At 35.4% G+C, this 26,110-nt stretch carries 21 protein-coding genes; 16 read left to right on the forward strand and 5 right to left on the reverse strand.

Features of this window, described 5'->3' with window-relative positions; all coding sequences use genetic code 11:
• The first annotated feature begins 159 nt into the window (after positions 1-159).
• From ccsA to EGH73_RS03865, 8 genes are all read left to right on the forward strand, one after another.
• Positions 160-3,393 carry a cytochrome c biogenesis protein CcsA gene (ccsA, locus tag EGH73_RS03830; RefSeq protein WP_123280767.1) on the forward strand — a complete coding sequence of 1,078 codons (3,234 nt, stop codon included), beginning with the start codon at positions 160-162 and terminating at the stop codon, positions 3,391-3,393.
• A gap of 215 nt (positions 3,394-3,608) precedes the next feature.
• A complete protein-coding gene (locus EGH73_RS03835) occupies positions 3,609-4,511 on the forward strand; it encodes an SPFH domain-containing protein (RefSeq protein ID WP_123280768.1) in 903 nt (300 codons plus the stop codon).
• A gap of 312 nt (positions 4,512-4,823) precedes the next feature.
• A complete protein-coding gene (locus tag EGH73_RS03840; protein WP_123280769.1) occupies positions 4,824-5,723 on the forward strand; it encodes an ABC transporter ATP-binding protein in 900 nt (299 codons plus the stop codon).
• Complete coding sequence (locus tag EGH73_RS03845) at positions 5,720-6,565, forward strand: ABC transporter permease subunit (RefSeq protein WP_123280770.1); 846 nt, start codon at positions 5,720-5,722, stop codon at positions 6,563-6,565. The genes EGH73_RS03840 and EGH73_RS03845 overlap by 4 nt, the downstream gene beginning before the upstream one ends.
• Before the next feature lie 226 nt (positions 6,566-6,791).
• A complete protein-coding gene (locus tag EGH73_RS03850; RefSeq protein WP_245985406.1) occupies positions 6,792-7,496 on the forward strand; it encodes a tetratricopeptide repeat protein in 705 nt (234 codons plus the stop codon).
• Positions 7,496-9,238 (forward strand): BatD family protein, encoded by a 1,743-nt coding sequence (locus EGH73_RS03855; protein WP_123280772.1) that lies wholly within the window; start codon positions 7,496-7,498, stop codon positions 9,236-9,238. The genes EGH73_RS03850 and EGH73_RS03855 overlap by 1 nt, the downstream gene beginning before the upstream one ends.
• 51 nt (positions 9,239-9,289) lie before the next feature.
• Entirely contained in the window at positions 9,290-9,892 is a 603-nt protein-coding gene (locus EGH73_RS03860) for a MarC family protein (protein ID WP_123280773.1), read from the forward strand.
• Between the two features lie 12 nt (positions 9,893-9,904).
• Positions 9,905-10,099 carry a hypothetical protein gene (locus EGH73_RS03865; protein WP_089770349.1) on the forward strand — a complete coding sequence of 65 codons (195 nt, stop codon included), beginning with the start codon at positions 9,905-9,907 and terminating at the stop codon, positions 10,097-10,099.
• A 31-nt stretch (positions 10,100-10,130) separates the two neighbouring features.
• Here EGH73_RS03865 and EGH73_RS03870 read toward each other — a convergent pair whose 3' ends face one another.
• The 3 genes from EGH73_RS03870 to EGH73_RS03880 form a co-directional block, all read right to left on the reverse strand.
• Positions 10,131-10,370, reverse strand: a complete 240-nt coding sequence (locus EGH73_RS03870) for a hypothetical protein (protein WP_089770350.1) — start codon at positions 10,368-10,370, stop codon at positions 10,131-10,133.
• Positions 10,371-10,399: 29 nt separating this feature from the next.
• Complete coding sequence (locus EGH73_RS03875) at positions 10,400-12,157, reverse strand: AMP-dependent synthetase/ligase (RefSeq protein WP_123280774.1); 1,758 nt, start codon at positions 12,155-12,157, stop codon at positions 10,400-10,402.
• Positions 12,158-12,265: 108 nt separating this feature from the next.
• Positions 12,266-14,035 carry an AMP-dependent synthetase/ligase gene (locus EGH73_RS03880; protein WP_123280775.1) on the reverse strand — a complete coding sequence of 590 codons (1,770 nt, stop codon included), beginning with the start codon at positions 14,033-14,035 and terminating at the stop codon, positions 12,266-12,268.
• A gap of 148 nt (positions 14,036-14,183) precedes the next feature.
• Here EGH73_RS03880 and EGH73_RS03885 point away from each other — a divergent pair, with 148 nt between their 5' ends.
• Complete coding sequence (locus EGH73_RS03885) at positions 14,184-15,326, forward strand: acyl-CoA dehydrogenase family protein (RefSeq protein ID WP_123280776.1); 1,143 nt, start codon at positions 14,184-14,186, stop codon at positions 15,324-15,326.
• Between the two features lie 107 nt (positions 15,327-15,433).
• Positions 15,434-15,601 carry a transposase gene (locus EGH73_RS03890; RefSeq protein WP_123280777.1) on the forward strand — a complete coding sequence of 56 codons (168 nt, stop codon included), beginning with the start codon at positions 15,434-15,436 and terminating at the stop codon, positions 15,599-15,601.
• 154 nt (positions 15,602-15,755) lie between these two features.
• On the opposite strand, the gene EGH73_RS03895 is transcribed toward EGH73_RS03890, so the two are convergent.
• Together EGH73_RS03895 and EGH73_RS03900 are read right to left on the reverse strand one after the other, a co-directional pair.
• Entirely contained in the window at positions 15,756-17,891 is a 2,136-nt protein-coding gene (locus EGH73_RS03895) for a S46 family peptidase (RefSeq protein ID WP_123280778.1), read from the reverse strand.
• 104 nt (positions 17,892-17,995) lie between these two features.
• The gene (locus EGH73_RS03900) at positions 17,996-18,406 is read right to left on the reverse strand and encodes an acyl-CoA thioesterase (protein WP_123280803.1); all 411 of its coding nucleotides are present in this window, start codon (positions 18,404-18,406) and stop codon (positions 17,996-17,998) included.
• Positions 18,407-18,580: 174 nt separating this feature from the next.
• Between EGH73_RS03900 and EGH73_RS03905 the strand changes: the two genes are divergently transcribed.
• The 6 genes from EGH73_RS03905 (at position 18,581) to typA (ending at position 26,063) form a co-directional block, all read left to right on the forward strand.
• Positions 18,581-19,456 carry a carbon-nitrogen hydrolase gene (locus EGH73_RS03905; protein ID WP_123280779.1) on the forward strand — a complete coding sequence of 292 codons (876 nt, stop codon included), beginning with the start codon at positions 18,581-18,583 and terminating at the stop codon, positions 19,454-19,456.
• 124 nt (positions 19,457-19,580) lie between these two features.
• Positions 19,581-19,943 (forward strand): four helix bundle protein, encoded by a 363-nt coding sequence (locus EGH73_RS03910; protein WP_123280780.1) that lies wholly within the window; start codon positions 19,581-19,583, stop codon positions 19,941-19,943.
• Complete coding sequence (locus tag EGH73_RS03915; RefSeq protein WP_123280781.1) at positions 19,933-21,021, forward strand: agmatine deiminase family protein; 1,089 nt, start codon at positions 19,933-19,935, stop codon at positions 21,019-21,021. Before EGH73_RS03910 ends, EGH73_RS03915 begins: the two co-directional genes overlap by 11 nt.
• Before the next feature lie 49 nt (positions 21,022-21,070).
• Complete coding sequence (locus EGH73_RS03920) at positions 21,071-22,468, forward strand: MFS transporter (RefSeq protein ID WP_123280782.1); 1,398 nt, start codon at positions 21,071-21,073, stop codon at positions 22,466-22,468.
• Positions 22,469-22,944: 476 nt separating this feature from the next.
• Positions 22,945-24,129 (forward strand): class I SAM-dependent methyltransferase, encoded by a 1,185-nt coding sequence (locus tag EGH73_RS03925; protein ID WP_123280783.1) that lies wholly within the window; start codon positions 22,945-22,947, stop codon positions 24,127-24,129.
• Between the two features lie 125 nt (positions 24,130-24,254).
• Positions 24,255-26,063: a translational GTPase TypA gene (gene typA / locus EGH73_RS03930; protein WP_123280804.1), complete on the forward strand. Its 1,809-nt coding sequence runs from the start codon at positions 24,255-24,257 to the stop codon at positions 26,061-26,063.
• The last annotated feature ends 47 nt before the right edge of the window (positions 26,064-26,110 follow it).

Below are 26,110 nucleotides of genomic sequence, written 5' to 3' on the forward strand. Positions count from 1 at the left end.
TAACCCGAACTCAGGTTAAAATATTAAAAGATTAAATGATTGGAATTACTACCGTATTGAAAATCAAAAAGAATCTTTATCTGAAAAAAATCATAAATAGTGGTTTTAATTAGTCTAATCAAATTTTCATTCCTATTTTTGCGAATCATAATTTTCAGAATGAAAAAGATACAGGATATTCTTATTTCTACAAGGACAATGGCAGTGTTGCTACTTGCTTTCGCCATCTCCATGGCCGTGGCTACGTTTGTTGAAAATGATTACGGAACACCAACAGCTAAAGCTTTAATTTACGAAGCCAAATGGTTTGAAGTTATAATGTTTTTGCTGATTCTTAATTTTATTGGAAACATTGGGAGATATAGACTTTGGAGAAGAGAAAAATGGCCTGTTCTGGTTTTTCACCTCGCATTTATCCTGATTTTTATAGGCGGCGCGATAACCCGTTATATCAGTTTCGAGGGGACAATGCACATCCGCGAAGGCGAAACTTCCAATGAAATTGTCACCGACAAGCATTTTTTCAAAATTAAAATTGAGCAGAAAGGAGAGCAGCAGAATTACCACGATGTTCCTTACTTGATGTCGCCTTTGCATCACAACTTTCAGGCAACTTATGATTTCCTTGGTAAGGAGAAAATTGTAGTAAAAGCTTTGGATTATATCCAGAGAAAGAAAGACAGTTTAGTTGCAGGTAACGGCAAAGAATATCTGCACTTGGTTTCTACAGGCGATATGGGTGGTAGACAAAATATTTATCTGGCTGAAGGCGAGGTTCAGAATATCAACGGAACTTTGGTGAGTTACAATAGAACGTCTATTGACGGTGCTGTCGAATTCCAGAAAAAAGACGGACAGCTTTATATCAAAACACCAAGTGATGCCTCTTACATGACGATGGCTACACAAGCTACAGGAACAACAAAAAAAGATGAATTCCAGCCTTTGGCGCTCAGAAGCCTCTACACCGTCGATCAGTTGAAATTAGTAATTCCTGAGGGAACTAAAAAAGGAAAACTGGTTGCGTACGAAGGTGATAAACAGAAAGATAAAGATGTGCCGGATATGTTAAAAGTGGAAGTTGCCGGACCAAAAACTAAGCAGGTTGTTGACCTTATAGTTGAAAAAGGAAATCCAAATAATTACAAACAGATTCATTTAGATGGACTGGATATAATGCTTGGATTCGGACCAAAAGTCTATTCCACGCAGCCTTTTGCCTTGAAATTAGATAAATTCGTGATGGAAACTTATCCTGGTAGTTCTTCGCCATCAGCTTATGAATCACATGTGAAAATTGTGGATGAAGGAAAGGAAACGCCTTATAAAATATATATGAATCACGTTCTTAATTATAAAGGATACCGATTTTTCCAGGCGAGTTTTGACCCAGACAGAAAAGGAACAGTTCTTTCAGTAAACCATGATTTTTGGGGAACACTCATCAGTTACATTGGTTATGCGTTTCTGTTCGTTGGAATGTTTGTAACGATGTTTTGGAAAGGATCCCGTTTCTGGAATCTTAATAAAATGCTGAAGCAGGTGAGCGCTAAAAAAGCGGCAACATTGATTCTAATTTTGCTAAGTTTCGGGTTTCATGCTCAGGAAATTGATATGCACGGAAAAGATGGCAGCCACGAAGGGCACGCCCATTCTACAGAAATTAAACCTACATCTTCCGGGAAAAATCCGACGGTGATTGATGGGGATGCAATGGTCAAAAATATAGAAATCAATAAAGAACATGCGGACAAGTTTGGTTACCTTCTGGTTCAGAACTATGAAGGACGGATTGTTCCAGCTAATACTCAGGCACTTGACATTCTTCATAAATTGACAAGCAGAAGTAAGTTTCAGAATCTTGATGCTAATCAGTGGTTTTTAGCTGCAACAATAGATCCGATGTTCTGGGCGCAAGTCAACATTATCAAAATCGAAACTGCTGGGAAGGTAGGGAAGGATTTGAGAGCTAAAACCAAAGCTACAGATGAAGGATTTACCAGTTTAATCAAATTGTTTCCTGCAGATAAAAATGGAAATCTGCGTTTTGTTTTGGAAGATGATTTTAACGAAGCGTTTCGTAAAAAAGCATCAGAAAGAACAAGATATGATGAAGCTGTTATCAAACTGAATGACAAAGTTCAGGTACTGAACGGCATTATGTCTTATCAATATTTCAGAACTGTTCCGGTTAAAAATGACTCAAACCACACTTGGAATTCGGTAATGACACCTGATTTTGAAGCAGATGAAAATGCACAGGCGGTTTTAGGTCCTTATTTATCAAGTGTTCTAATGGCAACACAAGGCGGTAGCTGGGCAAAAGCCGATGCAGAGCTTAAGAAAGTAGAAGAGTATCAACAAAAATGGGGTAAAAATGTAGTGCCTTCTGAAACCAAAGTTAAGCTTGAAGTTCTAATGAATACATTGGATATCAACTTCAAATTGTTGATTTTCTATACAATCATTGGAGGTTTATTATTGGTTTTAGGTTTTGTAGAATTATTCAGACCGCGCAAAATTCTTCATAATGTTATAAAAGCATTGATTTACATCGGTGCAATTGGTTATATTTTTCATTTCCTTGGTTTGGTCGGAAGATGGTACATCTCTGGTCACGCACCTTGGAGTAACGGATATGAAGCAATTATTTTCATCTCTTGGGTTGGTATTTCGGCTGGATTTGCTTTGTACAGAAACTCCAATACTTTGATTCCAGCAGCAGGATTTTTGGTTGCAGTAATTATGATGGGATTTGCGCACGGAGGTTCTGCGTTGGATCCACAAATTACGCCATTAGTTCCTGTTTTAAAATCATATTGGCTTGTGGTGCACGTAGCAATTATCACCTCGAGTTACGGATTCTTCTCATTATCGATGTTAATCGCAATGATTTCCTTGATTTTTTATGTGATTTCAAATAAAGAAACATTCAAAAAACATAATGACACGACGTTAAAAGAATTGGCTATCGTGAGTGAAATGTCTTTAAACATTGGATTGTTGGCTTTGACTATCGGAAACTTCTTAGGTGGAATTTGGGCCAATGAATCCTGGGGTCGTTACTGGAGCTGGGATCCAAAAGAGACCTGGGCATTTATTTCAATTATGATTTACGCATTTGTCATTCATATGAGATTGGTGCCGGGATTGAGAGGAAGATATACTTTCCATGTGGTTACGATGTTTGCATTCTGCTCAATGGTGATGACTTATTTTGGTGTAAACTATTATTTATCTGGACTGCATTCTTATGCAAAAGGTGACCCGATTCCTTTGCCAACTTGGGTTTATGTGAGTCTTGCATATATGTTTCTGCTTTCTTTGGCTGCCTGGTTCAAATACAGGAAGCTGAATGACAAAAACGAAAAACGAACTCAAATTGAACCATAAGCCGACTGGAATATAAATTATAACCGAACTTTAATAGTTCGGTTTTTTTATGAATAATAAAGAAAAGCAGCAATGGTAAGTAATCTGAGGAATAGATGTTATACTGAATTCTGAATATTTTAACTAAATTTCAGTGTATTATTTTTGTAATGATAAATGACGAAGATTTTTGCACTTGATCTTTTAATTCGTTATCTTTAAAAAAAATAACTCTTATGATTTTTATTTGGATTATCGTCTTTTTTGGACTGATTACTTTATTTGCTTCTTTTTTTACAGTAAAACAGGAAACAGCAGCTATTGTAGAGCGCTTAGGAAAACTTCATTCCGTACGACATGCGGGTCTTCATCTCAAGATTCCGTTTATAGATCAGATTTCTAAAAGAATGAATCTTAGAATCCAACAGCTGGATGTGATTATCGATACCAAAACGCTTGACAATGTTTTCATAAAAATGAAAGTTTCCGTTCAGTATCAGGTCATCAGAACTCAGGTTGGCGATGCTTACTATAGACTGGAAAATCCGGAATCTCAGATCACTTCTTTTGTGTTTGATGTCGTAAGAGCAGAGGTGCCAAAGTTGAAACTGGATGATGTGTTCGTAAGAAAAGACGATATCGCAGTTGCTGTAAAAGGAGAGCTTCAGGAGGCCATGAACAGTTACGGTTATGATATCATCAAAGCATTGGTGACAGACATCGATCCGGATGAACAAGTAAAACATGCGATGAATAGAATTAATGCGGCTGAACGCGAAAAAACGGCTGCAGAGTATGAGTCAGAAGCGCAGAGGATCAGAATCGTAGCTGTAGCAAAGGCGGAAGCTGAATCCAAAAAACTCCAGGGCCAAGGTATTGCAGATCAAAGAAGAGAGATTGCAAAAGGCTTAGAAGAATCTGTAAAAATGCTGAACAGTGTGAAGATAGAACCGCACGAAGCATCTGCACTGATTGTGGTAACCCAGCATTATGATACACTTCAGTCCATTGGGGCTAACAATAGATCTAATTTGGTTTTACTGCCTAATACACCAACTGCAGCCAGCACAATGCTTAATGATCTGGTAGCAGCGATGGCTGTTTCTAAACAAATAGATAATGTTGATAATAAAAGATAGTGAAAGTAAAATCTCTGTCTGCAAAGTAGAAAGTCTGAGTCAATCAGACTTTTTTTTATTAAAAATAGGTATTCAGCAATATGCTAACCTGAAACAATTTGAAACAGCCAGTTTACATTTAGAGAAATAAAATCAAAAATGCATAGCTTAAAATCTTAAATGTGTTATTTGAAAGTTATCCGTAGCTATCAATTATTCCGTAAAATTGTGAAAAAGCTTATTATTTTTGAAAAATTTATCAATTCAAATAGAAACTATACAATTCGAAGTAACAAATAAGTCAAAGTAAAGACTTTTATATAAAATATTAATATGGTGAAAATACTGGAAGTAAAAAACCTGACCAAAAAATTTAAACATATTGCGGTCAATAACATTTCGTTCGACGTAGAAAAAGGAAATGTTTACGGATTGCTGGGGTCAAACGGAAGTGGAAAATCTACCACTTTCGGGATGCTGCTTTCCACCATCAATCCTACTTCTGGTAGCTGGAAATGGTTCGGGAAAGAAGGGACTGATACAGACACGCTTAAAAAAATTGGTGCGATCATAGAGCAGCCAAATTTCTACCCTTATCTCAGCGCAGAGAAAAATTTGCAGATTGTAGCTGAAATAAAAGGTGTTTCTGAAAAGAGAATTGATGAAGTTTTAGAAGTTGTCAATCTGCTTGCAAGAAAAAAAGATGCATTCAAAACATATTCTCTTGGGATGAAACAGAGATTGGCTATCGCATCGGCTTTGCTGGCTAATCCTGAAGTTCTTATTTTGGACGAACCTACCAATGGACTGGATCCCGAAGGAATCATCCAGATCCGGGAGATCATCAGCCAAATTGCAAAATCCGGAACCACCATTATTGTCGCAAGCCATCTTTTGGATGAGATTGAGAAAATATGTTCTCACGTTATCGTTTTGAAACAAGGAACTGCCATCTATTCCGGATCTGTGGATGCGATGAGTAATACCAAAGGCTTCTTTGAACTGAAAGCTGAGAATACTTCACAATTAATGTCTGCGTTGGAATCATTGGGAATATTCTCTTCCGTAAAAGAACGAGATAACCTCATAATAGCTCAGATTTCAGAGGATATCTCTGCTTCGGAACTCAACAGAAAACTTTTTGAAAAGGGAATTGCACTCGCACATCTGCAAAAGAAAAAAGAAAGTCTAGAAACCCAATTCCTTGAACTTGTAAAACAAAATAACCTATGATACGCCTTCTAAAATTAGAATATTTCAAAAACTTGAACTACAATCCATTTAGGATCTTTGCATTGCTGTATTTTCTTGTTCTCACTTTGCTCTTGTTTATTGGTTTGGTAGATTTTGATCTCGCGGGACTCAAAGTTAATCTGAAAGAACAGGGAATGTATAATTTTCCCGGAATTTGGAATTTTACCACCTATATTGTCGGCCTGCTAAAGATTTTTCTTGGATGCATCATTGTATTTTCTATTTGTCAGGAATTCAGTAATAGGATGTTTAAGCAAAACATCATCGATGGTCTTAGCAGAGAAGAATTTATAGCTTCCAAATTGCTAACCATTCTGGTTTTTACTATTTTTTCTACATTGCTTGCTTTTACAATTGCGCTCGTTCTTGGAAAGACTTATTCTGATACGCAGGATGGTAAATTAATTTTTAAAGAGATTTATTTTATTTTCAATTATTTTCTCAAATTATTTACATTCTTCACATTCTTGATGTTCTTATCTGTTTTGTTTAGAAAATCGATTTTTGTTTTTCTTGGGTTTTTTATGCTCTGGTTTGTAGAAGGCGTTTTTTCCGGAATTGAAAAGTTTATGCTTTTGAAAAATGTAGCACAGAAAGACAAAGCTCGAGTGATGCTGGAACATCATTTCATCACGGACTATCTCCCATTGGAAAGTATGTCCAGCCTGATTCCAAACCCGCTGGTGAGAACCAAAATGGCTCAGATGATTGGCATGGATTTTAAGCTTGATTATCCGTTTTATAGTGTTATTGCATGTCTTGTCTGGTCATTAATTTTTATTGGTGGCAGCTATTTAATTCTTAAAAAGAAAGACTGGTAAAAACTTATTTTTTTACGGTTATATTTAATCATTCTATTTAATAAAAATGCTATTGAATTATCGATAGCATTTTTTCATTTAAATGACCATTTTTATTTTCAATAAATGCCTTATTTTAGAGGTTTTATAATGCTATTTTTAACCCAATTTTAACTTTTAAACTGTTGATTTTAACAATAAAACGGATAATTTTGCATTGATGGATATTAGGTCGTTTCTAACCACATTGGTTTTTTTATTTTTCACACAGTTTTTTGTAGCTCAGAAGAGTTACAATGCGCTTGTGTATGAAGGTAATAAAAAATTTGATGCGAAGGATTATAATGCTGCAACTGGGAAGTACCTGGAAGCTATATCTGAAAAGAGCGGAAATTACACAGCCCATTACAATTTGGGCAATTCACTTTATAAAAGTAAGAAGTACGAAGAAGCATCTGCAGAGTATCAGAAATCTATTGGACTTACAAAAAGTAAATATGAGAAAGCCGCAGCATTGTACAATCTTGGAAATGTTTCGATGCAGTCTAATAATCCGGAAAAAGCAGCAGATTTTTACAAGCAATCACTGAAACAGGATCCTTACAACGAGGCTGTGCGCAAGAATTATGAAATCGCTAAGCTGAAGGATAAAGAAAAGAAAGAGCAACAAAAGCAGAAAAACAACGGCAAAGGAGGAGGAAAGGATCAGAAAGATCAGGACCAGTCTGGGAAAGGTAATCAGAAAAAGAACGATCAGAACGGACAAGGCGATCAGCAGAAAGGTGATAGCCAGGGAAAACCAAATCAGCCTAAAAAGCAAGAAAATAAAATACCTGAAGAGGCAGAAAACACAATATTGCGGGATATTGAAAACCGGGAACGGGAAACCGCAAGAAGAATTTTAAACAAAAGAGCCAATTCGATGCCGCAAAGCAACGAAAAGGACTGGTAATGATAAAAAAAAGTTTATACATATTATCTATTCTGGCATCGTATTTTTCGTTTGCCCAGGTTAATCTTTACTCGGAAGTCAATACGAAGGAGGCCCGTGTCAATAATCCTTTTGTTTTTACTGTTGTACTGGATATTTTCGGTGAAGATCTGATCCAAGAAACTCCAATCAAACTTCCTGACTTTTCAAAATTTGATTATGCCGTATCTTCTGAGCAAAGCACGTTCATAGATCCTGTCAAAAAAATCAGGATTAACCAAATTGTTTGTCAGATCTCTTTGGATCCAAAAGAGGCTGGAAATCTCCGTGTAGGTTCTGCACTGGTAAAGGTGAATGGTAAGATTTATAAAACGGAACCAATTGATATCAACGTAAAGGAAGCCGATAAAAAGCCACTTGCCAGCAATGCAACAAGCCCTGCAAAAAATATGTATGTGAATATGCAGGTTTCTGACAGAGATGTCTATAAAAATGAGCCAATAATCGGTGTTATAAAAGCTTATTCAAAAAATATAGCTGGTTTCCGACATTTGGAACCTGCAAGATTTGAATCGGCAAAAAATTTCGCCATTAGATCGATTGCTAATTTTGATGAATCTATTGAAGAGTCAGATAATGATTTTTCTTCGCAGGTGGTTGCTATGTTTGTGATAGTGCCCAAAGTGGCAGGAATAATGGAAATTCCGCATGCAGAAGTACCTTTCAAAAATCATAAAAGCGAGTTGATTTCCAATAAAGTGAAAATCAATGTGAGGAAGCTTCCTGATGGTGCACCGATACATTACAAGAATGCTGTTGGAAAATATGATTTTAAAGTCGATTTCGTGGACAAAGGGAAGGAAAATTTTGAAATCAACAAAGCGTTTAATATCAGTGTAAAAGTGAGTGGGACTGGTAATCTTTCCCCATCAATATTGCCAAAAATCCTTCCTTCTCCAGAGTACGAAGTGTTCGAACCAAAAATTATCAACAATTCTATCCCAACTTCCGAAGGTATTGAAGGAGAAGTTCAGGCGCAATATGTCATCATTCCTAAAAAACGTGGCGACATTAGGATATTAACCGAAGATTTTTCTTATTTTGATCCGAAAGAGGAAAAATATGTTGAAGTCGGACAAAAATTTCTGATGCTGAAAGCAGTTACTCCGCAGGATATTGCCAATTCTAAATCAACTTTGCAAAAAGTCAATGAATATACCAATAATGTATTGGATAAGGTTGATTCTCAAGTTATAAGTACTCAGAAACTAAAAATTAATGTGCATAAAAGTGTCAATTGGTCTGGCATACTTGGAAATATGGTTATCGTTTTTCTGGGTGGCAGTGTATTAATTTATTTTTTTAGAAAATATAGAGAAAAGAAAAGATTGGAGGAAGCTAAAGCAAAAGATCGTAAAAAACCCATTATTAATATAGAAGAAACTGAAGCGCTTCTCAGAAAAAAGGTAGATTTTGATACTAATTCTTATTTGGGCTATATGGGAAAAATGTTGGAACAGGACAATCAAAGCCGGTTTTTTGAAGGTTTTGAAAGCTTAAAGTCCGATGCAGATCAGTATTGTCTCAATCATTATTCGTTAGATTTTGCAGGATATCTGAGATCTAAAGCAGGAAGTAGTTTGTACGAAAAATACAATACTATGCTTACAATGATTAGTATTGAAAAATATTCTCCATTTTCTTCCAAAGAAAAACTGCAAGATATTTTTAGAGAAATCGAGGGTGTATATAAACAGCTTTAAGGAATTGTCAATAAAGTTTCTTATTTTTGTGAAATCTTTAAAGTTAAAGTTATGGAATTTTTAGAAGAATTTTCGGTCAAAGAGACAATGACTGCATTTATGGTTTTATTTGCGGTTATTGATATCCTTGGATCTGTGCCAATCATTGTTTCGCTGAGACAAAAATTCGGAAGAATCGAGTCTGAGAAAGCTGCAATAGTTGCAGGATTGTTAATGATTTCATTTTTATTTATAGGAAATAATATTCTGAAATTCATTGGTGTGGATGTCAATTCATTTGCGATAGCAGGTGCTTTTGTTATTTTCATCATAGCCATAGAAATGATTCTGGGGATAGAAATTCATAAAACCAATCAGCCGCAGGCCGCTTCTATTGTTCCGATTGCGTTTCCGCTTATTGCCGGTGCAGGAACACTGACTACAACGCTCTCACTAAGAGCAGAATATCACGATATCAATATCATTTGTGGTATTGTACTTAACACCATTCTTGTCTATGTCGTTTTGAAGCTTGCGCCGTGGATTGAGCGAAAAATGGGTGAAGGTTCTTTGCAGGTTTTACAAAAAGTTTTCGGAATTGTGCTTTTGGCTATCTCTATTAAATTATTTACTGCTAACTTTGCGCAACTGTTTCAAAATTATATTCATTTTTAATCATCAGAAATTATGAAAACGTTTTATAAAGTATTTTTAGTTTTATTCATCATATTCATTGGGATTAATATCTATGCAATTGACTGGAGATCCGGATTTTTTGATGAAGATAATACCAAGTTTATATTCTCTATTTCAGCAGGAATCTTGGGTGTTATTGTAGTTTATATTCTACATACCTGGAGTAAGCTGGCAGAAAAAAAATAAAAAAACGCTTCAGATTTCTGAAGCGTTTTTTTTAGTTCATTTCGGAAAGTATATTTCTCAGAAGCTTGATGCCTGTTTTGTTAATTTTATGTTGTGACTTTTTGTTATCCCATTGAGAGAGGATTTCTTCCACAAGTTCATCTTCGCATTCATATCTATCCTCGTCATCGAACATTACTGTTCTCGCAAAGTGAATGAGTTCATCTTTATTAACTTCTTCCGAAAGAAACCTATCACAGATTTTTATCAACTCTTTTTTTGTGATAATCATTGATATTTATTTAGTGATTGAATGTAAAATTATCTGTCATAAAGTTTATCATATAACTTGATAAAATGTTCCTTTATGGCTTTCCTTTTTAATTTGAGGGTAGGTGTTAGTAAACCATTATCTTCAGTCCATATTTCTGGTGTCAATTCAATTTTTTTGACCTGTTCCCATTTTCCGAGATGTACATTTATTTTAGAAATTTCTTTTTCAATTTCAGCTTTCAGCTCTTTAGAACTGGCAATTTCTTCAGGTGAACTACCAATGTTTAGATTGTTTTTTGAAGCCCAGCTTTTGGCGAATTCAAAGTCTGGCTGAACCAAAGCTGTAGGCATCTTCTCACCATCACCTACAACCATAATCTGCTCAATGAACTGCGATGCTTTTGCAAGATTTTCAATGACCTGAGGTGCTACATATTTTCCTCCGGAAGTTTTGAACATTTCTTTTTTACGGTCTGTGATGAAGAGAAAATTGTCTTTATCCAATATCCCAATGTCGCCAGTTTTGAAATAGCCATCCTCCGTAAAAGCTTCTTTTGTTTGCTTTTCGTCTTTGTAATAGCCTTGTGTTACGGTTGGTCCTTTTACAGTAATTTCGCCGTCTTCCTGTATTTTTACATCAATATTTTTTATAGGTCTTCCAACAGACCCTATTTTGGTATGCTCAAAGCTGTTTACAGCAATTACAGGTGACGTCTCGGTCAGTCCATAACCTTCCAGAATAGGAATTCCCGCAGCATGAAACATCGTGTTAAGACGTTTTGATAATGCAGCAGACCCGGAAACCAATGTAATAATATTGCCACCTAAACCTTCTCTCCATTTGCTAAACACCAATTTATCCGCTATAATGTGAGCCAGTGATTTAGAATCACCAATTTTATATTTTTCAGCTACTTTAATTGACCATAAAAATATTTTAGATTTTAGGCCTCCAGCTTCCGTTCCGCGTTTGTAGATTGCGTCATAAACTTTTTCTACCATTCTCGGAACCACCGTCATATATTGTGGTTTTATCTCCTTCAGGTTTTCGCTTAGTTTCTCGTTGCTTTCTGCAAAATAGATAGAAATTCCATTCGTGGCAAAAAGATAAATAATCATTCTTTCATAAACATGGCAAAGCGGAAGAAAACTAAGTCCTTTGTTTTTGGAATCTTTATGCGGAACTCTATCTTCGCAGCCTAACACATCAGATACAATGTTTTTGTGTGTAAGCATTACACCTTTTGGCTTTCCTGTGGTTCCGGAAGTGTAGATAATGGACACCAGATCATCTTCTGATATGGAATCTTTTATGGTTTCCACTTCCTGCTGATTATCGGTTTCTTTGCCAGATTCTAATAATTCTTTCCAGTTTTTAGCATTCTTTACATCATCGAATGTAAAGATATCTTTCAGTTCAGGAAGTTGGCTTTTAATTGTATTGATTTTGTCAAACAATTTTTCATCCGAAACGATACAGATTTTTGAGCCAGAGTTTTCCAGATTGTACACGCAGTCTTCGGAAGATATCGAAGGATAAATAGGAACTGTGACAGCGCCAATTTGCAAAGCCGCCTGATCAAAAAAGCACCATTCAACTCTGTTTGTGGATGTGATGAGCGCGATTCTGTCTCCTTTTTTTATGCCATATTTTAAAAGTGCCCGGGACAGTTGGTTGGTAATCCTGATGTATTCATCCGTAGATATTTTTTCCCATTTTCCATTTCTTTTGTCGCATACAAAATCATCTTTCTCGAAATGTGCTTTCGAATAATACGGAATATCAAAAATCCTTTTTACTTCCATTGAATGTTAATTTTTTTTAAACTGTCGTTTAGCGCAAATATAAATAAATAAGAAGTTTCCCGGTGTTAGTATTTGCATAAAAAAAGCTATCCTATGGATAGCTTATAGTTAACTTCTATACATTCGGTCATACAAATCCTGGAATTCTTCCTTGATAGCTTTTCTTTTTAGTTTGAGTGTGGGTGTCAGCAGTCCGTCATCGATGGTCCATACTTTAGGTGTCAGTTCAATTTTTTTGATCTGTTCCCATTTTCCAAGATTTTCATTTATCTTTTCGATTTCCTTCTCAATTCTAGATTTGATAGCAGGATTAGCAGCGATTTCTTTATGGGAATCGATGACTTTTACATGGTGTATTTCTGCCCAGTTTTTGGCAAAATCAAAATCTGGCTGAACCAAAGCACAAGGCATTTTTTCACCATCACCAACCACCATAATCTGTTCAATAAACTTGGAAGCTTTAGCAAGGTTCTCAATCACCTGTGGTGCAACAAATTTACCTCCGGAAGTCTTGAACATTTCTTTTTTTCTGTCTGTAATAAAAAGAAAGTTATCCTCATCAAGATGACCAATGTCACCAGTTCTAAAATATCCATCATCCGTAAACGCCTCCTTTGTTTTTTCCTCATCTTTATAATAACCTTCAAAGATGGAAGGTCCTTTTACGACAATTTCTCCATCTGATTCTATTCTAACCTTTACATTTTCCAAAGGAATACCAACGGAGCCAACTTTTACTTTTCCAAAACTGTTCACCGAGATTACTGGCGAGGTTTCTGTCAGCCCATAGCCTTCCAAAATCGGGATTCCTGCGGCGTGGAACATTATATTTAGTCTTCTGGATAAAGCTGCTGAACCGGACACCAAAGTTATGAGGTTGCCGCCAAGTCCTTCGCGCCATTTTTTAAATACAAGTTTGTCCGCAATGTTGTGCATAAAGGATTTAGGCTTTCCTAAGTCGTATTTTTCGGCGATACCTAATGACCAGAGAAATATTTTAGATTTTAGACCGCCAGCAGAAGTTCCTTTGTTATAAATAGAGTCGTAAACTTTTTCTACAAGTCTGGGAACAACAGTCATGTAGTGAGGCTTTACTTCCTTTACATTTTCGCCGATTTTTTCAACGCTTTCTGCAAAATATATCGAAATTCCGTTGCTTAGATAAAGATAAAAAATCATACGTTCGAAAACATGGCAGATTGGAAGAAAGCTTAACGATCTTACTTCTTTATAGTTCAGGTTTTTATCTTTAGGAATTCTTGGTGTGCTTGCTGTTACATTAGAAACCAAATTTTGATGCGTGAGCTGAACGCCTTTTGGCTTTCCAGTGGTTCCGGACGTGTAAATAATGGTGGCAATATCTTCCGGATTGATAGAGCTGGCCAAATCATCCACTTCAATCTGGGTTGCATCATTCTCGCCAAGATCCAAAATTTCATTCCAGTTCGGAGCACCATCAATCTCATCAAAGGTGAAAACACCAACCAATGAAGGAATCTGGGGTTTAGCTTTGGTTATTTTTTTATATAACTCGCTGTCGGAAACAAAACAATATTTGATCTCGGAATTATTAAAGATGTATACATAATCCTCAGGAGAAATCGTTGGATAGACAGGAACTGTAACCACACCAATTTGCGAAATTCCGAGATCCATTACTGCCCATTCTGTTCGGTTATTAGAGCTTATGAGTCCTATTTTATCACCTGGTTTTATGCCAAGTTTCAAAAGTCCTCTAGAGATTTTATTTCCTTGGTTAATGAATTCGACTGTAGATGTTTTTATCCATTTTCCGTTTTTTTTGGTTACAAGACAGTCTTCTTTTGGAAATTTTTCCAGCGCAAGAGCAGCAAAGTCAAATATTCTTTTAACGTTCATAATATATTCTTATTAAAATATTATTAAAATTCTGTTTACATTATCGTAAATATAATTTTTTTTTCTAAGATTACAAAATATTAAATTTTACTTTGAAATTTTCGCAAAAAGTTTAATTTTACGAACGAAAAATATAATAAAAATTTTTATGGATTTCAATTTAACAGAAGAACAACTGATGATACAGCAGGCAGCAAGAGATTTTGCACAGGCAGAACTTTTGGAAGGTGTCATAGAACGAGACAATGAGCAAAAATTTCCTTACGAGGCTGTCAAAAAGATGGGCGAAATGGGATTTTTAGGAATGATGGTGGACCCAAAATACGGCGGTGCGGGACTGGATAGTATTTCTTACGTTTTAGCGATTGAAGAGATTGCTAAAGTTGATGCTTCCGCTGCGGTTGTAATGTCAGTAAATAACTCTTTGGTATGCGCAGGTTTGGAAAAATTCTGTAATGAAGAGCAGAAAATGAAATATCTAAAACCTCTGGCAAGTGGTGAGGTAATCGGGGCGTTTGCATTGTCCGAGCCAGAAGCCGGGTCAGATGCTACTTCCCAATCTACAACAGCTGAAGATAAAGGGGATTATTATCTTCTTAACGGAACTAAAAACTGGATTACTAATGGTGGAAATGCTACATATTATATAGTTATTGCACAGACTAATCCGGAAAAAAAGCATAAAGGAATTAATGCTTTTATTGTGGAAAAAGGTTGGGACGGTTTTGTTGTTGGAAAGAAAGAAGATAAGTTGGGAATCCGTGGAAGTGATACACATTCATTGATGTTTACAGATGTTAAGGTACCGAAGGAAAACAGAATTGGAGAAGATGGTTTTGGGTTTAATTTTGCAATGGCTGTACTCAATGGCGGTAGAATCGGGATTGCTTCCCAGGCATTAGGAATTGCTTCTGGTGCTTATGAACTGTCTTTGAAATATGCTAAAGAAAGGAAGTCTTTTAAAACAGAGATTATTAACCATCAGGCTATCGCTTTCAAACTGGCAGATATGCACACTAGTATTATGGCAGCAAGAATGCTGATTTACAAAGCGGCTGCTGAAAAAGACGAAGGAAAAGATATCTCAGAAAGTGGTGCGATGGCAAAATTGTACGCGTCTCAGGTCGCAATGGACACTACTATTGAAGCGGTTCAGATCCACGGTGGCTATGGATATGTGAAAGAGTATCACGTAGAAAGAATGATGCGTGATGCTAAAATCACGCAGATTTACGAAGGGACTTCAGAAATTCAGAAAATTGTAATTTCAAGATCAATTGCGAAGAAATAATACAACTCGATTTTAAAATATGAATCCGTCTCACAACTGAGGCGGATTTTTTTTGGTTATTATTGAGGGTTTTCGTATATTTATATCTGATAATCAGAAAGTTGTTTATGAATTTTAAGCATTACAATCAAAATCAGTTGGTTTTGTTTCCTTATAGTTTTGAGGATTTGATTCCCGAAAATCATCCTGTTCGGATCGTTAATGATATTTTGGAGAAGGTAAACATTGACCCGCTCCTGAAAGCTTACAGCAAAGAAGGGACAAAACCAATCTGATGTTCTTCATGCGGCTAATTTTTATGTGGCTTTTAAACTTTATCCGTTTTGGGATAATGAACTGAAGCGTCACAGAAGACAAAAATGTGATTGCGAGAAATAGAAAATGCCAAAGTATGGACTTCAGCATTTTTAATTATCAAGATTTGTCTTATTATTTAACGATTTTCATCTCGTTGATCAACCATTTTGCATCGGCAAATTTGTCAATCACGAAAAGAATATATTTGGTATCTACCATAATGTTTCTACACAATTTAGGATCATAATTAATATCACTCATCGTGCCTTCCCATTGTCTGTCAAAATTAAGCCCGATCAGATTTCCGTAAGCATCCAAGGCAGGACTTCCGGAGTTTCCGCCAGTTGTGTGATTGGTTGCTGTAAAATTCACTGGAACATCGCCTGTTCTATCTTTATAAATTCCGTAATCTTTGGTATTATAAAGACTGATTAATTTTTTAGGCAAATCAAATTCATAATCGCCGGGAATATATTTTTCCATCACACCAGCAAGATGCGTTTGATAACCATAAGTAACAGCATCTCTTGGGTTAGAACCTTTTACTTTTCCATAAGTTACACGCAATGTGGAATTGGCATCTGGAAAGAATTTTCTGTCTTTATCCGTTTCCATTTGTTGTGCCATAAACTGTTTTTGCAATGCATCAATTTCAGTTTGCAGAGAAGTTACTTTTTCGTGAGTTGTTTTTACATAAGTTCCTTTGATTGATGCATAAAGTTGAACAACAGGATCTTTTTTAAGCGCTTGAACCAAAGCGTTTTGATCTGCAAAAACTTTATTGATGTCAGAATAAACTGTTGCGCTGTTCACTTTTCCGCTTCCCATTACTACAGAATTTTTTGCCCAGTTTTCTATGGTTGAAATATTTTGGTTTACATCTTTATAATTTTCAAAACCAGCTGGTAAAAATTGTTGAGGCGTTTTGTTGGCATAAAGTGCTACAACTTTTGCAGTAACTTTTGCATCAAGACCGCTTTCATAATCTTTATAAATTTCAGACAATCTAGATTTTAGTTGATCCAAAGATTTTTGAGAAGAAGTTCCGTTTTCAACAGCTTCTACATAGCTTCCAAATAAACTTCCTAGTGCCAAAGTTTCCGCATTTCTTGGCAACTCACTGTAGTAAGCTCTGTTCAAAGCATAAGGCGCTTGCTCATTATAAAGTTTATTAAGTCCGTCAATTGTTGTTTTGATAGCCGGATTTTTTGAAATCAAAGATTGCTCATATTGCTGCTTCTTTCCAACAGCATTAGACTTTTTAAGACCTTCTATTTCGCCTTGCCATTTTTTCCAGGCATTTGAGATTCTAGCATACTTAGAAGCATATTTGATTCTTGTTGCATTGTCCACTCTCATCTTTTCGTCAAGGGTTTTCAACGTGACATCACGAACCGAAATCATTGCTGGATCAATCTCCGTCATTATTTTTTCAACGGCTACAGCAGGAAGATATTCCGTTGTTCTTCCCGGGAATCCGAATACAAATGTGAAATCATCCTCTTTCTTATCCTTGATAGAAATTGGCAAGAAATGTTTCGGAGTGTAAGGGATATTATCTTTGGAATATTCTGCAGGTTTATTATTCTTATCAGCATAAATTCTGAACATAGAAAAATCCCCCGTATGTCTTGGCCAAACCCAGTTGTCTGTATCAGAACCGTATTTACCAATAGCCTGTGGCGGTGCGCCAACCAAACGGATATCTTTGTAAGTCTCTATGACATAAGCATAAAACTTATTGCCATAATACATAGATCTTACAGAAATTTTCTGATAGCTCTCAGGTTTTTGAGAAGCAATGTAAGCATCTGTGTTTTGTTTGATTTTTGCATCCAGATCTTTTCCAGTAAGACCGTTAGTTCCGGCAAGAATGTCTTTTGTAACTTCTTTGATATCAGTGATGAAATCTACAGTCACTCCAGGATTTGGTAATTCTCCATTCATATCTTTTGCCCAAAACCCGTTGGTCAAAAGGTCATTTTCTACAGTAGAATGAGATTGGATATTGTCATAACCACAATGGTGATTGGTTAGTAACAAACCTTTTCCCGAAATGATTTCCGCAGTACAACCACCATCAAACTGAACAACAGCATCTTTGATGCTCGCTTTTTCTGGATTGAAAATATCTTTTGCAGAGATTTTCATTCCCAGTTCTTTCATTTCTTTTTCATTAACTTCTGTCGGAATCCACATTCCTCCGTATTGCTGTGCAAATGTCATTACTGTTGACAATGCAAAAGCTGATAAGAGAATTTTTTTCATTTCAAATTTTTAAAATTTTACGAATTTAATTAAAATTTTTGGAAGAGATTATTCAACTTTGCTTAAATATCAGACAAAAAAAATAGAATCTGATTTAGATTCTATTATAATTCTGGGTTTGTATTTTTAACATGAAGTCGATCCTCAACATATTCGATTTTTGTTTTTCCGTGCGGTTTTGGCAATCCATCTTCGCCAAGAGCTACGAAAACCAATTTATCAATGGTGATGATTTTCTGATGTGTCATTTTATTTCGAACTTCACATCTTAGTGTTAGAGAGGTTCTACCAAATTCCACTGCTTCAATTCCAATCTCAATAATGTCGCCTTGTTTAGCAGAGCTTACTAAATTGATTTCAGAAATATACTTTGTTACCGCCCTCGAATTTTCTAACTGAATAATTGCATAAAGTGCCGCTTCTTCATCAATCCATTGCAAAAGTCTTCCTCCAAAAAGTGAGTGATTTGGGTTAAGGTCTTCTGGTTTTATCCATTTTCTAGTATGATAATTCATCATAATTCTATATTCATTTAAATTGATACAAAGGTAAAATTTATTAAAACACTTATTCCAAAAGAATCATAGAAACTATGGATAACAGCATTAATTTTTAGAAATATCTGCAAATTATTTTGGTTGAATTTTTGATTACCTAGAATCTTAGTATTTTTGTAAAAATTTTTAGAAATGTCAAAGGTTAAAATCGGAACAGTTCAGATGTCTTGTGTTGCTGATAAGCAATCTAACCTGAACAAAGCCATCGAAAAAATAAAAGAAGCAGCGGCAAAAGGTGCTCAAATAGTTTGTTTACAAGAACTTTTTACGTCATTATATTTTTGTGATGTTGAAGATTATGACAATTTCGAATTGGCAGAAGCAATTCCCGGTCCTTCAACCGATGCACTTTCTGCAGTTGCTAAAGAATTGGGTGTTGTTATTATTGCTTCATTATTCGAGAAAAGAGCGCAAGGTCTTTATCACAATACAACAGCTGTCATTGATGCAGACGGAACTTACCTAGGGAAATACCGTAAAATGCATATTCCGGATGACCCTGCTTTTTATGAGAAATTCTATTTTACACCAGGCGATTTAGGTTACAAAAATTTTGATACAAAATTCGGAAGAATCGGAGTGTTGATTTGTTGGGACCAATGGTATCCGGAAGCTTCAAGAATTACTGCATTGATGGGAGCAGATATTATGTTTTATCCCACAGCGATTGGTTGGGCAACAGACCAAGACGAAGAAACCAATCAAGACCAATATAATGCTTGGCAGACGATTCAGCGTTCTCACGCAGTTGCAAACGGTGTTCCTGTGGTTTCTGTAAATAGAGTAGGCTTCGAGCAAGACGGTGCTATGAAATTCTGGGGCGGAAGTTTTGTAACTAATGCTCAAGGAAAGCTTTTGTATTTGGCTTCTCACGACAAAGAAGAAGTTGTAGTAACAGAAGTTGACCTTGCTCAATCAGATTATATGAGAAAGCACTGGCCTTTCTTGAGAGACAGAAGAATCGAGACTTATTCGCCGATTACAAAACGTTTTATTGACGAAGACTAATTGTCAGAGGACAGATGTCCGATGTCGGAGGTCAGAAGTCAGAAGATTGTAATTCTAAACGTATTAACAAAACATAATAATTAAAACTTCGGACATCAGTCTTCCGACTTCCGACAAAAAAAATATGGCTTTTAAATTTGAAAAATTACGAGTTTGGCAAAAAGCTTTGGAATTATCTACATTAGTTCATAATGTCACAAGAGAATTTCCAAAGGAAGAACTGTTTATTCTTACTTCTCAAATTAAAAGAGCCGCAGATTCTGTTAATTTGAATATTGCAGAAGGCTCTACAGGGCAATCAAATAAAGAATTTATCAAGTTCTTAAGATATTCTTTACGTTCCAATATAGAAGTAGTAAGTTGTATTTTTATAGCAAAAGAAAGAGAAATTATTTCAGAAGAAAATTTTAATAAAATATATGAGATGAGTGAAGAAATTTTAGCAATGATTTCAGCACTGATCAAGAAACTAGATAATGAACAATAATAATAACACCGAATTACAATCTTCGGACATCGGACATCAGACTTTGGACTTGGAAAACTATGTTTTCCCCGCAGAATGGGAAGAACACGAGGCAACTTGGTTATCTTGGCCACATAAAGAAGAGTCTTGGCCGGAGAGAATCGATTTGATTTATCCTGCTTACGCACAATTCATCGCTGAGTTGACGAAAGGCGAATTTGTTTGCATCAATGTAAAAGACCAAGAGATGCAGGCTTTTGCAATGGAACATATTTCCAAAGCCGGCGCAGATATTTCTAAAGTCGAATTCTATTTCCACGAAACCAATGACGCTTGGTGCAGAGACCACGGTCCGGCATTTTTGGTTAATAAAAACGGAGAAGAACCTAAAAAAATAATTGTGGATTGGGGCTTTAATGCGTGGGGAGGAAAGTATCCGCCATTCGAGTTGGATGATGTGATTCCAACTAAAATTGCCGAAGAAAAAGGTTTGCCTGTTCTTTATCCCGGAATTATTATGGAAGGCGGTTCTGTTGAATTTAACGGTGCTGGAACTGTTTTGACTTCCAAATCTTGTTTGCTTAATGAAAACAGAAATCCGCATTTGTCGAAGGAACAAGTGGAAGAATTTCTGAAAAAATATTATGGACAAAAGCAAGTTCTTTGGGTTGATGATGGCATTGTTGGCGATGATACAGACGGTCACGTAGATGATACCATCCGTTTTGTGAATGAAAATACAGTTCTAACAGTAATCGAAGATAACCCTGAAGATGATAATTACGAAATTCTTCAAACCAATCTTCGTCAGTTAGAAGAAATGACTTTGCTCAACGGCGAAAAGCTGAATATAATTCAGCTTCCAATGCCAGACCCTGTTTACTGTGATGGACAAAGGTTGCCTGCTTCTTATGCTAATTTTTATATCGCCAACAAGTCAGTCATTGTGCCTACTTACCGATGTGATAAAGATGAATTGGCTTTAGAAATCATTCAAAAATGTTTTCCTGATAGAGAAGTGGTTGGGATAGATTCTACCGACATTATTTGGGGATTGGGAAGCTTCCATTGTTTGAGCCAGCAAGAACCTTTAGTATAAAATCAATCCGCTGAAAAAGCGGATTTTTATTTTTTAGTAAATTTGTGAAATGAGCGAAACTTTGCCTCTAGATTCCGTTAAAAAATTTCTTCCACTGATATTAGCTACTGCGATTTTTATGCAGATGCTGGACTCTACGATTCTGAATACATCTTTGCCTTCAATTGCCAGAGATTTGAACGAATCTCCACTTAATATGCAGAACACAATCATAAGTTATGTTCTCACATTAGCCCTGTTTATGCCTGTTAGCGGATTTTTGGCGGACAAATTCGGGACTAAGAATGTTTTCATAACTTCTTTAGCTTTATTTTCACTCGGTTCGTTGTTTTGTTCTTTGTCACAAAATTTAACAGAATTAGTAATTTCCAGAGTGATTCAAGGTGTTGGCGGAAGCTTAATGACACCTGTTGGAAAACTCGCACTCATCAAAACATTTGACAAAAGTGAACTTCTCAAGGCAATGAATTACGCGATTATTCCAGCTTTGATTGGTCCCGTTTTAGGACCTTTGGTTGGTGGATATTTGGTGGATTACTTGTCTTGGCATTGGATTTTTCTGATTAATATTCCGATTGGCGTTTTAGGAATTGTTTTAGGCTTAAAGTATATGCCGAATTACAAATCTCCCGTCATCGATTTTGACTTGAAAGGATTTCTAATTTTCGCAATGGCTTCATTATCACTTTCTATTTCGTTGGAATTATTCGGAAATGCTAAGAATATAACACCCGTTTTATTGGTATTTTTGTTAGGATTCTTGATGTTGTTTTTTTATTATAAACACGCCAAAAAAGATAATAATCCAATATTTCCACTCAATCTTTTTCAGGTTCGTACGTTTAGAGTTGGGATTTTGGGGAATTTGGCTACAAGATTGGGAATCAGCTCAATACCATTGTTAGTTCCTTTGATGATACAGATTGCTTACGACCAATCGGCATTCACATCGGGTTGGATTGTCGCACCAATGGCATTGACTTCGATGTTTGGGAAATCTGCGGTTATCAAGATTTTGGATAGATTTGGTTATCGTTCTACGTTGATGGTCAATACATTTATCATTGGTTTTCTCATTTGTTGTCTGGCGATTCCGAGTATTCACAGTTCAATTTATTGGTACGTTCCGCTTTTGTTGTTGCTTGGATTTTTCAACTCGATACAATTCACGTCAATGAATACGATTTCCATTGCCGACCTCAGAACTTATCAGACGAGTAGTGGTAATTCGTTGGTTTCTGTTAATCAGCAATTTGCGATTGGATTTGGAGTTGCGTTTGGATTAATTATTCTAAAGATTTTTGAAGGCGATACCAAGTTTATTCATAACGAGATTCATAATGCTTTCCGTTATACATTTTTGATTGTTGGTTTTCTAACAATTCTGTCAGGCTTAGTTTTCCGAAGACTGAATTCCAGAGACGGCGATAATATGAAATCAGTTTAAAGGATTATTAAACATTAAACCACAAAAGTCAAAAAAAAAAAAAAATTATAAAAAAATCTTATAAAGAGCAAAATAGTTAAGGTCATTATCCTTATTTAAACATTTGATAAACTTAAGGAAATTTAAAACTTTTGTGACTTTTGTGGTTTTCAAAACAGATTTAAACAGTTAAGATTTTGTTTAATAACCTTAATAAAATCAATTTTTTGATTTCTTAAATTCTTTTAGACTAAAATAGCTTACCTTCTTTTATTTAAAATTAAGAAACTAAATTTTATCTTAGAGCTTGTTTAAGTTTGTATCAGAAATGATTTTATAACCACATAGACACATAGTTTTTGTAAAAATAAGAGAAAAAAAAAGTAAATATTATACTTCTTTTTTTTCTTTTTGCACTTAATCTTGAGGTTTTCTATGCGACTATGTGGTTTTAATTAATTTTTAAACAAGCTCTTAATTAAATTTTTAGTAATCGTATGGATTTTTCAAAATTAATTTCTTCTGATATTCAAAACTATATCAATCAAAATCTCAATTCTGATGTAACTAAATTATTATTGAAAAAATCGCCATTCCCTGATGTTTCGATGCAAGAAATCGTACAACAAATCAAAGGCAGAAAAACAGCCGAAAAGAAGTTTCCATTCCTCACAAAAGAAGGAATTATTTTTCCTCCAAATCTCAATCTGGAACAAGCTTCATCCCAATCAACCGCAGAATATAAAGCTCAAAATCTTACAGGAAAATCTTTCCTCGATTTAACTTGCGGATTCGGGATTGATGCTTATTTTTTATCCAAAAATTTTGATGAAGTTACTTTAATAGAACAAAATCCAGAATTGATTTCAATCGTCGAAAATAACTGGAAAACCTTAGATAGAAAAGCGAATTTCATTAATGAAAATCTTGAACAATTCTTAGAAAGTCTCCGAGAATCTCAGACTGATAATGGAAAAGGTTTCGATATCGTTTATCTTGACCCAGCAAGAAGAGACCAGCAAAACAAAAAGAAGTTCCTGCTTGAAGACCTTTCTCCAAATCTATTAGAAATAGAAGATAAATTGCATTCAATTTCGGATAAAATTATTGTGAAATTGTCGCCGTTGATTGATATTTCATATTTGATTTCAGAATTAAAAAATATTAGTGAAATTCAAATTATTGCAGTTAGAAATGAAGTCAAAGAATTAGTTTTAATTATTGAAAATAATCTATCAACCGGCAACCAACAACCAACAACTATTAAATGTGTAAATCTTGAATCTAATGAACCTGAGTTTTTATTCAATTTCAATGATGAAAAATCAGCAAAGTCAGAATTCTCAGAAAGTTTGAAATTCCTTTATATTCCAAACAATTCGATATTGAAAGCAGGTGCATTTAACATCATTTCAGAAAAATTCGGATTGAAAAAACTTCATCCAAATACTCATTTTTATACTTCAGAAAACAAAATTGAAAATTTCCCTGGCAGAGTTTTAGAAATAGAAAAAATCGAGGCAAAAGATTTGAAAAAAGGAGAGAAGTATAATTTAGTTTCTAAAAATTATCCTTTAAAACCAGAAGAAATCAAGAAAAAATATAAACTGAATGACGGCGGAAATCATTACCTGGTTTTCACGCAATCGATTAATGGAAAAGAAATCCTGAGAAGCCATTAATTTAATTTATTGATTAACAAAGCTTTAATTAGATGTTAATTATTTAGCCATATTTTTAAAAATAATTGAATCTACGTTCATCTTCACATAAAAATTCACTACATTTGCACGCGTAAAAAATGGATATGCAAAACATTAGAAATATAGCGATTATCGCACACGTTGACCACGGAAAAACGACGTTGGTTGATAAGATTATTCACGCAACAAACATCTTCAGAGAGAATCAGGAGAGTGGTGAGTTGATTATGGATAACAACGATCTGGAAAGAGAAAGAGGAATTACGATTCTTTCAAAAAACATCTCAGTAAATTACAAAGACACAAAAATCAACGTCATCGATACACCTGGTCACGCCGATTTTGGTGGTGAAGTAGAAAGAGTTTTGAAAATGGCTGATGGCGTAATCTTATTGGTAGATGCGTTCGAAGGACCAATGCCACAAACAAGATTCGTACTTCAAAAAGCTTTGGAACTTGGTCTTAGACCTTTGGTTGTAATTAACAAAGTTGACAAACCAAACTGTCGTCCAGACGAAGTTCACGACCAAGTTTTCGATTTGTTCTTCAACTTGGATGCTACTGAAGAGCAGTTGGATTTTCCAACTTTCTATGGTTCATCTAAGCAAGGTTGGTTCAACACTTCATTAGAAGAAACTGATAATATTTTCCCATTATTAGACGGGATTTTACAATACGTTCCAGAACCAAAAGTAACTGAAGGTAACTTGCAAATGCAGATTACTTCATTAGATTTCTCTTCGTTCTTAGGAAGAATTGCAATCGGTAAAGTTACGAGAGGTGAGGTTAAAGAATCTCAATGGATTGGTCTTGCTCAGGCAGACGGAAAAATTGTGAAAGGAAAAGTAAAAGAACTTTACGTTTTCGAAGGTCTTGGAAAGAAAAAAGTAACTGAAGTACAAGCTGGAGATATCTGTGCTGTTGTAGGTTTCGATGCGTTCCAGATTGGAGATTCTTTTGTTGATTTAGAAAATCCTGAGCCATTGGAAAGAACTGCGATTGATGAGCCAACGTTGAATATGACGTTTTCTATCAACAATTCACCTTTCTTTGGTAAAGATGGTAAATATGTTACTTCAAACCACCTTAAAGAAAGATTAACTAAGGAATTAGAGAAAAACTTGGCATTAAGAGTTCAACAAACTGACGATGCGAACACTTTCCTAGTTTTTGGTAGAGGTATTCTTCACTTATCCGTTTTGATTGAAACGATGAGAAGAGAAGGTTACGAAATGACAATTGGTCAGCCACAAGTTATCTTGAGAGAAGACGAAAATGGTCAAAAATTAGAGCCTTATGAGTCTTTGGTTGTTGATGTTCCAGAAGAATTTGCATCTAGAGTTATCGATTTGGCAACTCAGAGAAAAGGTGACCTTCACATTATGGAAACTAAAGGTGAAATGCAGCACATGGAATTTGAGATTCCTTCCAGAGGTCTAATCGGATTACGTTCTCAAATGTTGACAGCTACTGCTGGTGAAGCTATTATGGCACACCGTTTCACAGAATATAAGCCTTTCAAAGGTGCAATTCCTGGAAGAAACAATGGTGTATTAGTAAGTAAAGGAACTGGTCCAGCTACAGAATATTCTATCAATAAACTTCAAGATAGAGGTAAGTTCTTCGTTGATCCAGGTGAGGAAATCTACACAGGTATGATTATCGGTGAGCAAAATAAGCCAGGAGATTTGGTTGTAAATATTGTAGAAGCTAAACAGTTGAACAATATGCGTGCAGCCGGAAAAGATAAAGATACTGGTGTTGCACCAAAAATCTTGTTCTCTCTGGAAGAATGTATGGAATACATCCAAGCTGATGAAGCAATAGAGGTAACACCTAACTTCATCCGTATGAGAAAGAAAATCCTTTCTGAAGAAGATAGAAAAAGATTGGAAAGACAAGCGAAAGCTTAATTTTTCCCAAATATTATGTCAAAAGCATCCATTAGTGGATGCTTTTT

This window comes from Epilithonimonas hominis (genome assembly GCF_003730015.1).
GTDB classification, from domain to species: domain Bacteria; phylum Bacteroidota; class Bacteroidia; order Flavobacteriales; family Weeksellaceae; genus Epilithonimonas; species Epilithonimonas hominis.

Coding starts and splice junctions, on each gene's coding strand:
- ccsA (WP_123280767.1), top strand. CDS start 160: ATGAAAAAGATACAGGATATTCTTATTTCTACAAGGACAATGGCAGTG.
- EGH73_RS03835 (WP_123280768.1), top strand. CDS start 3,609: ATGATTTTTATTTGGATTATCGTCTTTTTTGGACTGATTACTTTATTT.
- EGH73_RS03840 (WP_123280769.1), top strand. CDS start 4,824: ATGGTGAAAATACTGGAAGTAAAAAACCTGACCAAAAAATTTAAACAT.
- EGH73_RS03845 (WP_123280770.1), top strand. CDS start 5,720: ATGATACGCCTTCTAAAATTAGAATATTTCAAAAACTTGAACTACAAT.
- EGH73_RS03855 (WP_123280772.1), top strand. CDS start 7,496: ATGATAAAAAAAAGTTTATACATATTATCTATTCTGGCATCGTATTTT.
- EGH73_RS03860 (WP_123280773.1), top strand. CDS start 9,290: ATGGAATTTTTAGAAGAATTTTCGGTCAAAGAGACAATGACTGCATTT.
- EGH73_RS03865 (WP_089770349.1), top strand. CDS start 9,905: ATGAAAACGTTTTATAAAGTATTTTTAGTTTTATTCATCATATTCATT.
- EGH73_RS03870 (WP_089770350.1), bottom strand. CDS start 10,370: ATGATTATCACAAAAAAAGAGTTGATAAAAATCTGTGATAGGTTTCTT.
- EGH73_RS03875 (WP_123280774.1), bottom strand. CDS start 12,157: ATGGAAGTAAAAAGGATTTTTGATATTCCGTATTATTCGAAAGCACAT.
- EGH73_RS03880 (WP_123280775.1), bottom strand. CDS start 14,035: ATGAACGTTAAAAGAATATTTGACTTTGCTGCTCTTGCGCTGGAAAAA.
- EGH73_RS03885 (WP_123280776.1), top strand. CDS start 14,184: ATGGATTTCAATTTAACAGAAGAACAACTGATGATACAGCAGGCAGCA.
- EGH73_RS03890 (WP_123280777.1), top strand. CDS start 15,434: ATGAATTTTAAGCATTACAATCAAAATCAGTTGGTTTTGTTTCCTTAT.
- EGH73_RS03895 (WP_123280778.1), bottom strand. CDS start 17,891: ATGAAAAAAATTCTCTTATCAGCTTTTGCATTGTCAACAGTAATGACA.
- EGH73_RS03900 (WP_123280803.1), bottom strand. CDS start 18,406: ATGAATTATCATACTAGAAAATGGATAAAACCAGAAGACCTTAACCCA.
- EGH73_RS03905 (WP_123280779.1), top strand. CDS start 18,581: ATGTCAAAGGTTAAAATCGGAACAGTTCAGATGTCTTGTGTTGCTGAT.
- EGH73_RS03910 (WP_123280780.1), top strand. CDS start 19,581: ATGGCTTTTAAATTTGAAAAATTACGAGTTTGGCAAAAAGCTTTGGAA.
- EGH73_RS03915 (WP_123280781.1), top strand. CDS start 19,933: ATGAACAATAATAATAACACCGAATTACAATCTTCGGACATCGGACAT.
- EGH73_RS03920 (WP_123280782.1), top strand. CDS start 21,071: ATGAGCGAAACTTTGCCTCTAGATTCCGTTAAAAAATTTCTTCCACTG.
- EGH73_RS03925 (WP_123280783.1), top strand. CDS start 22,945: ATGGATTTTTCAAAATTAATTTCTTCTGATATTCAAAACTATATCAAT.
- typA (WP_123280804.1), top strand. CDS start 24,255: ATGCAAAACATTAGAAATATAGCGATTATCGCACACGTTGACCACGGA.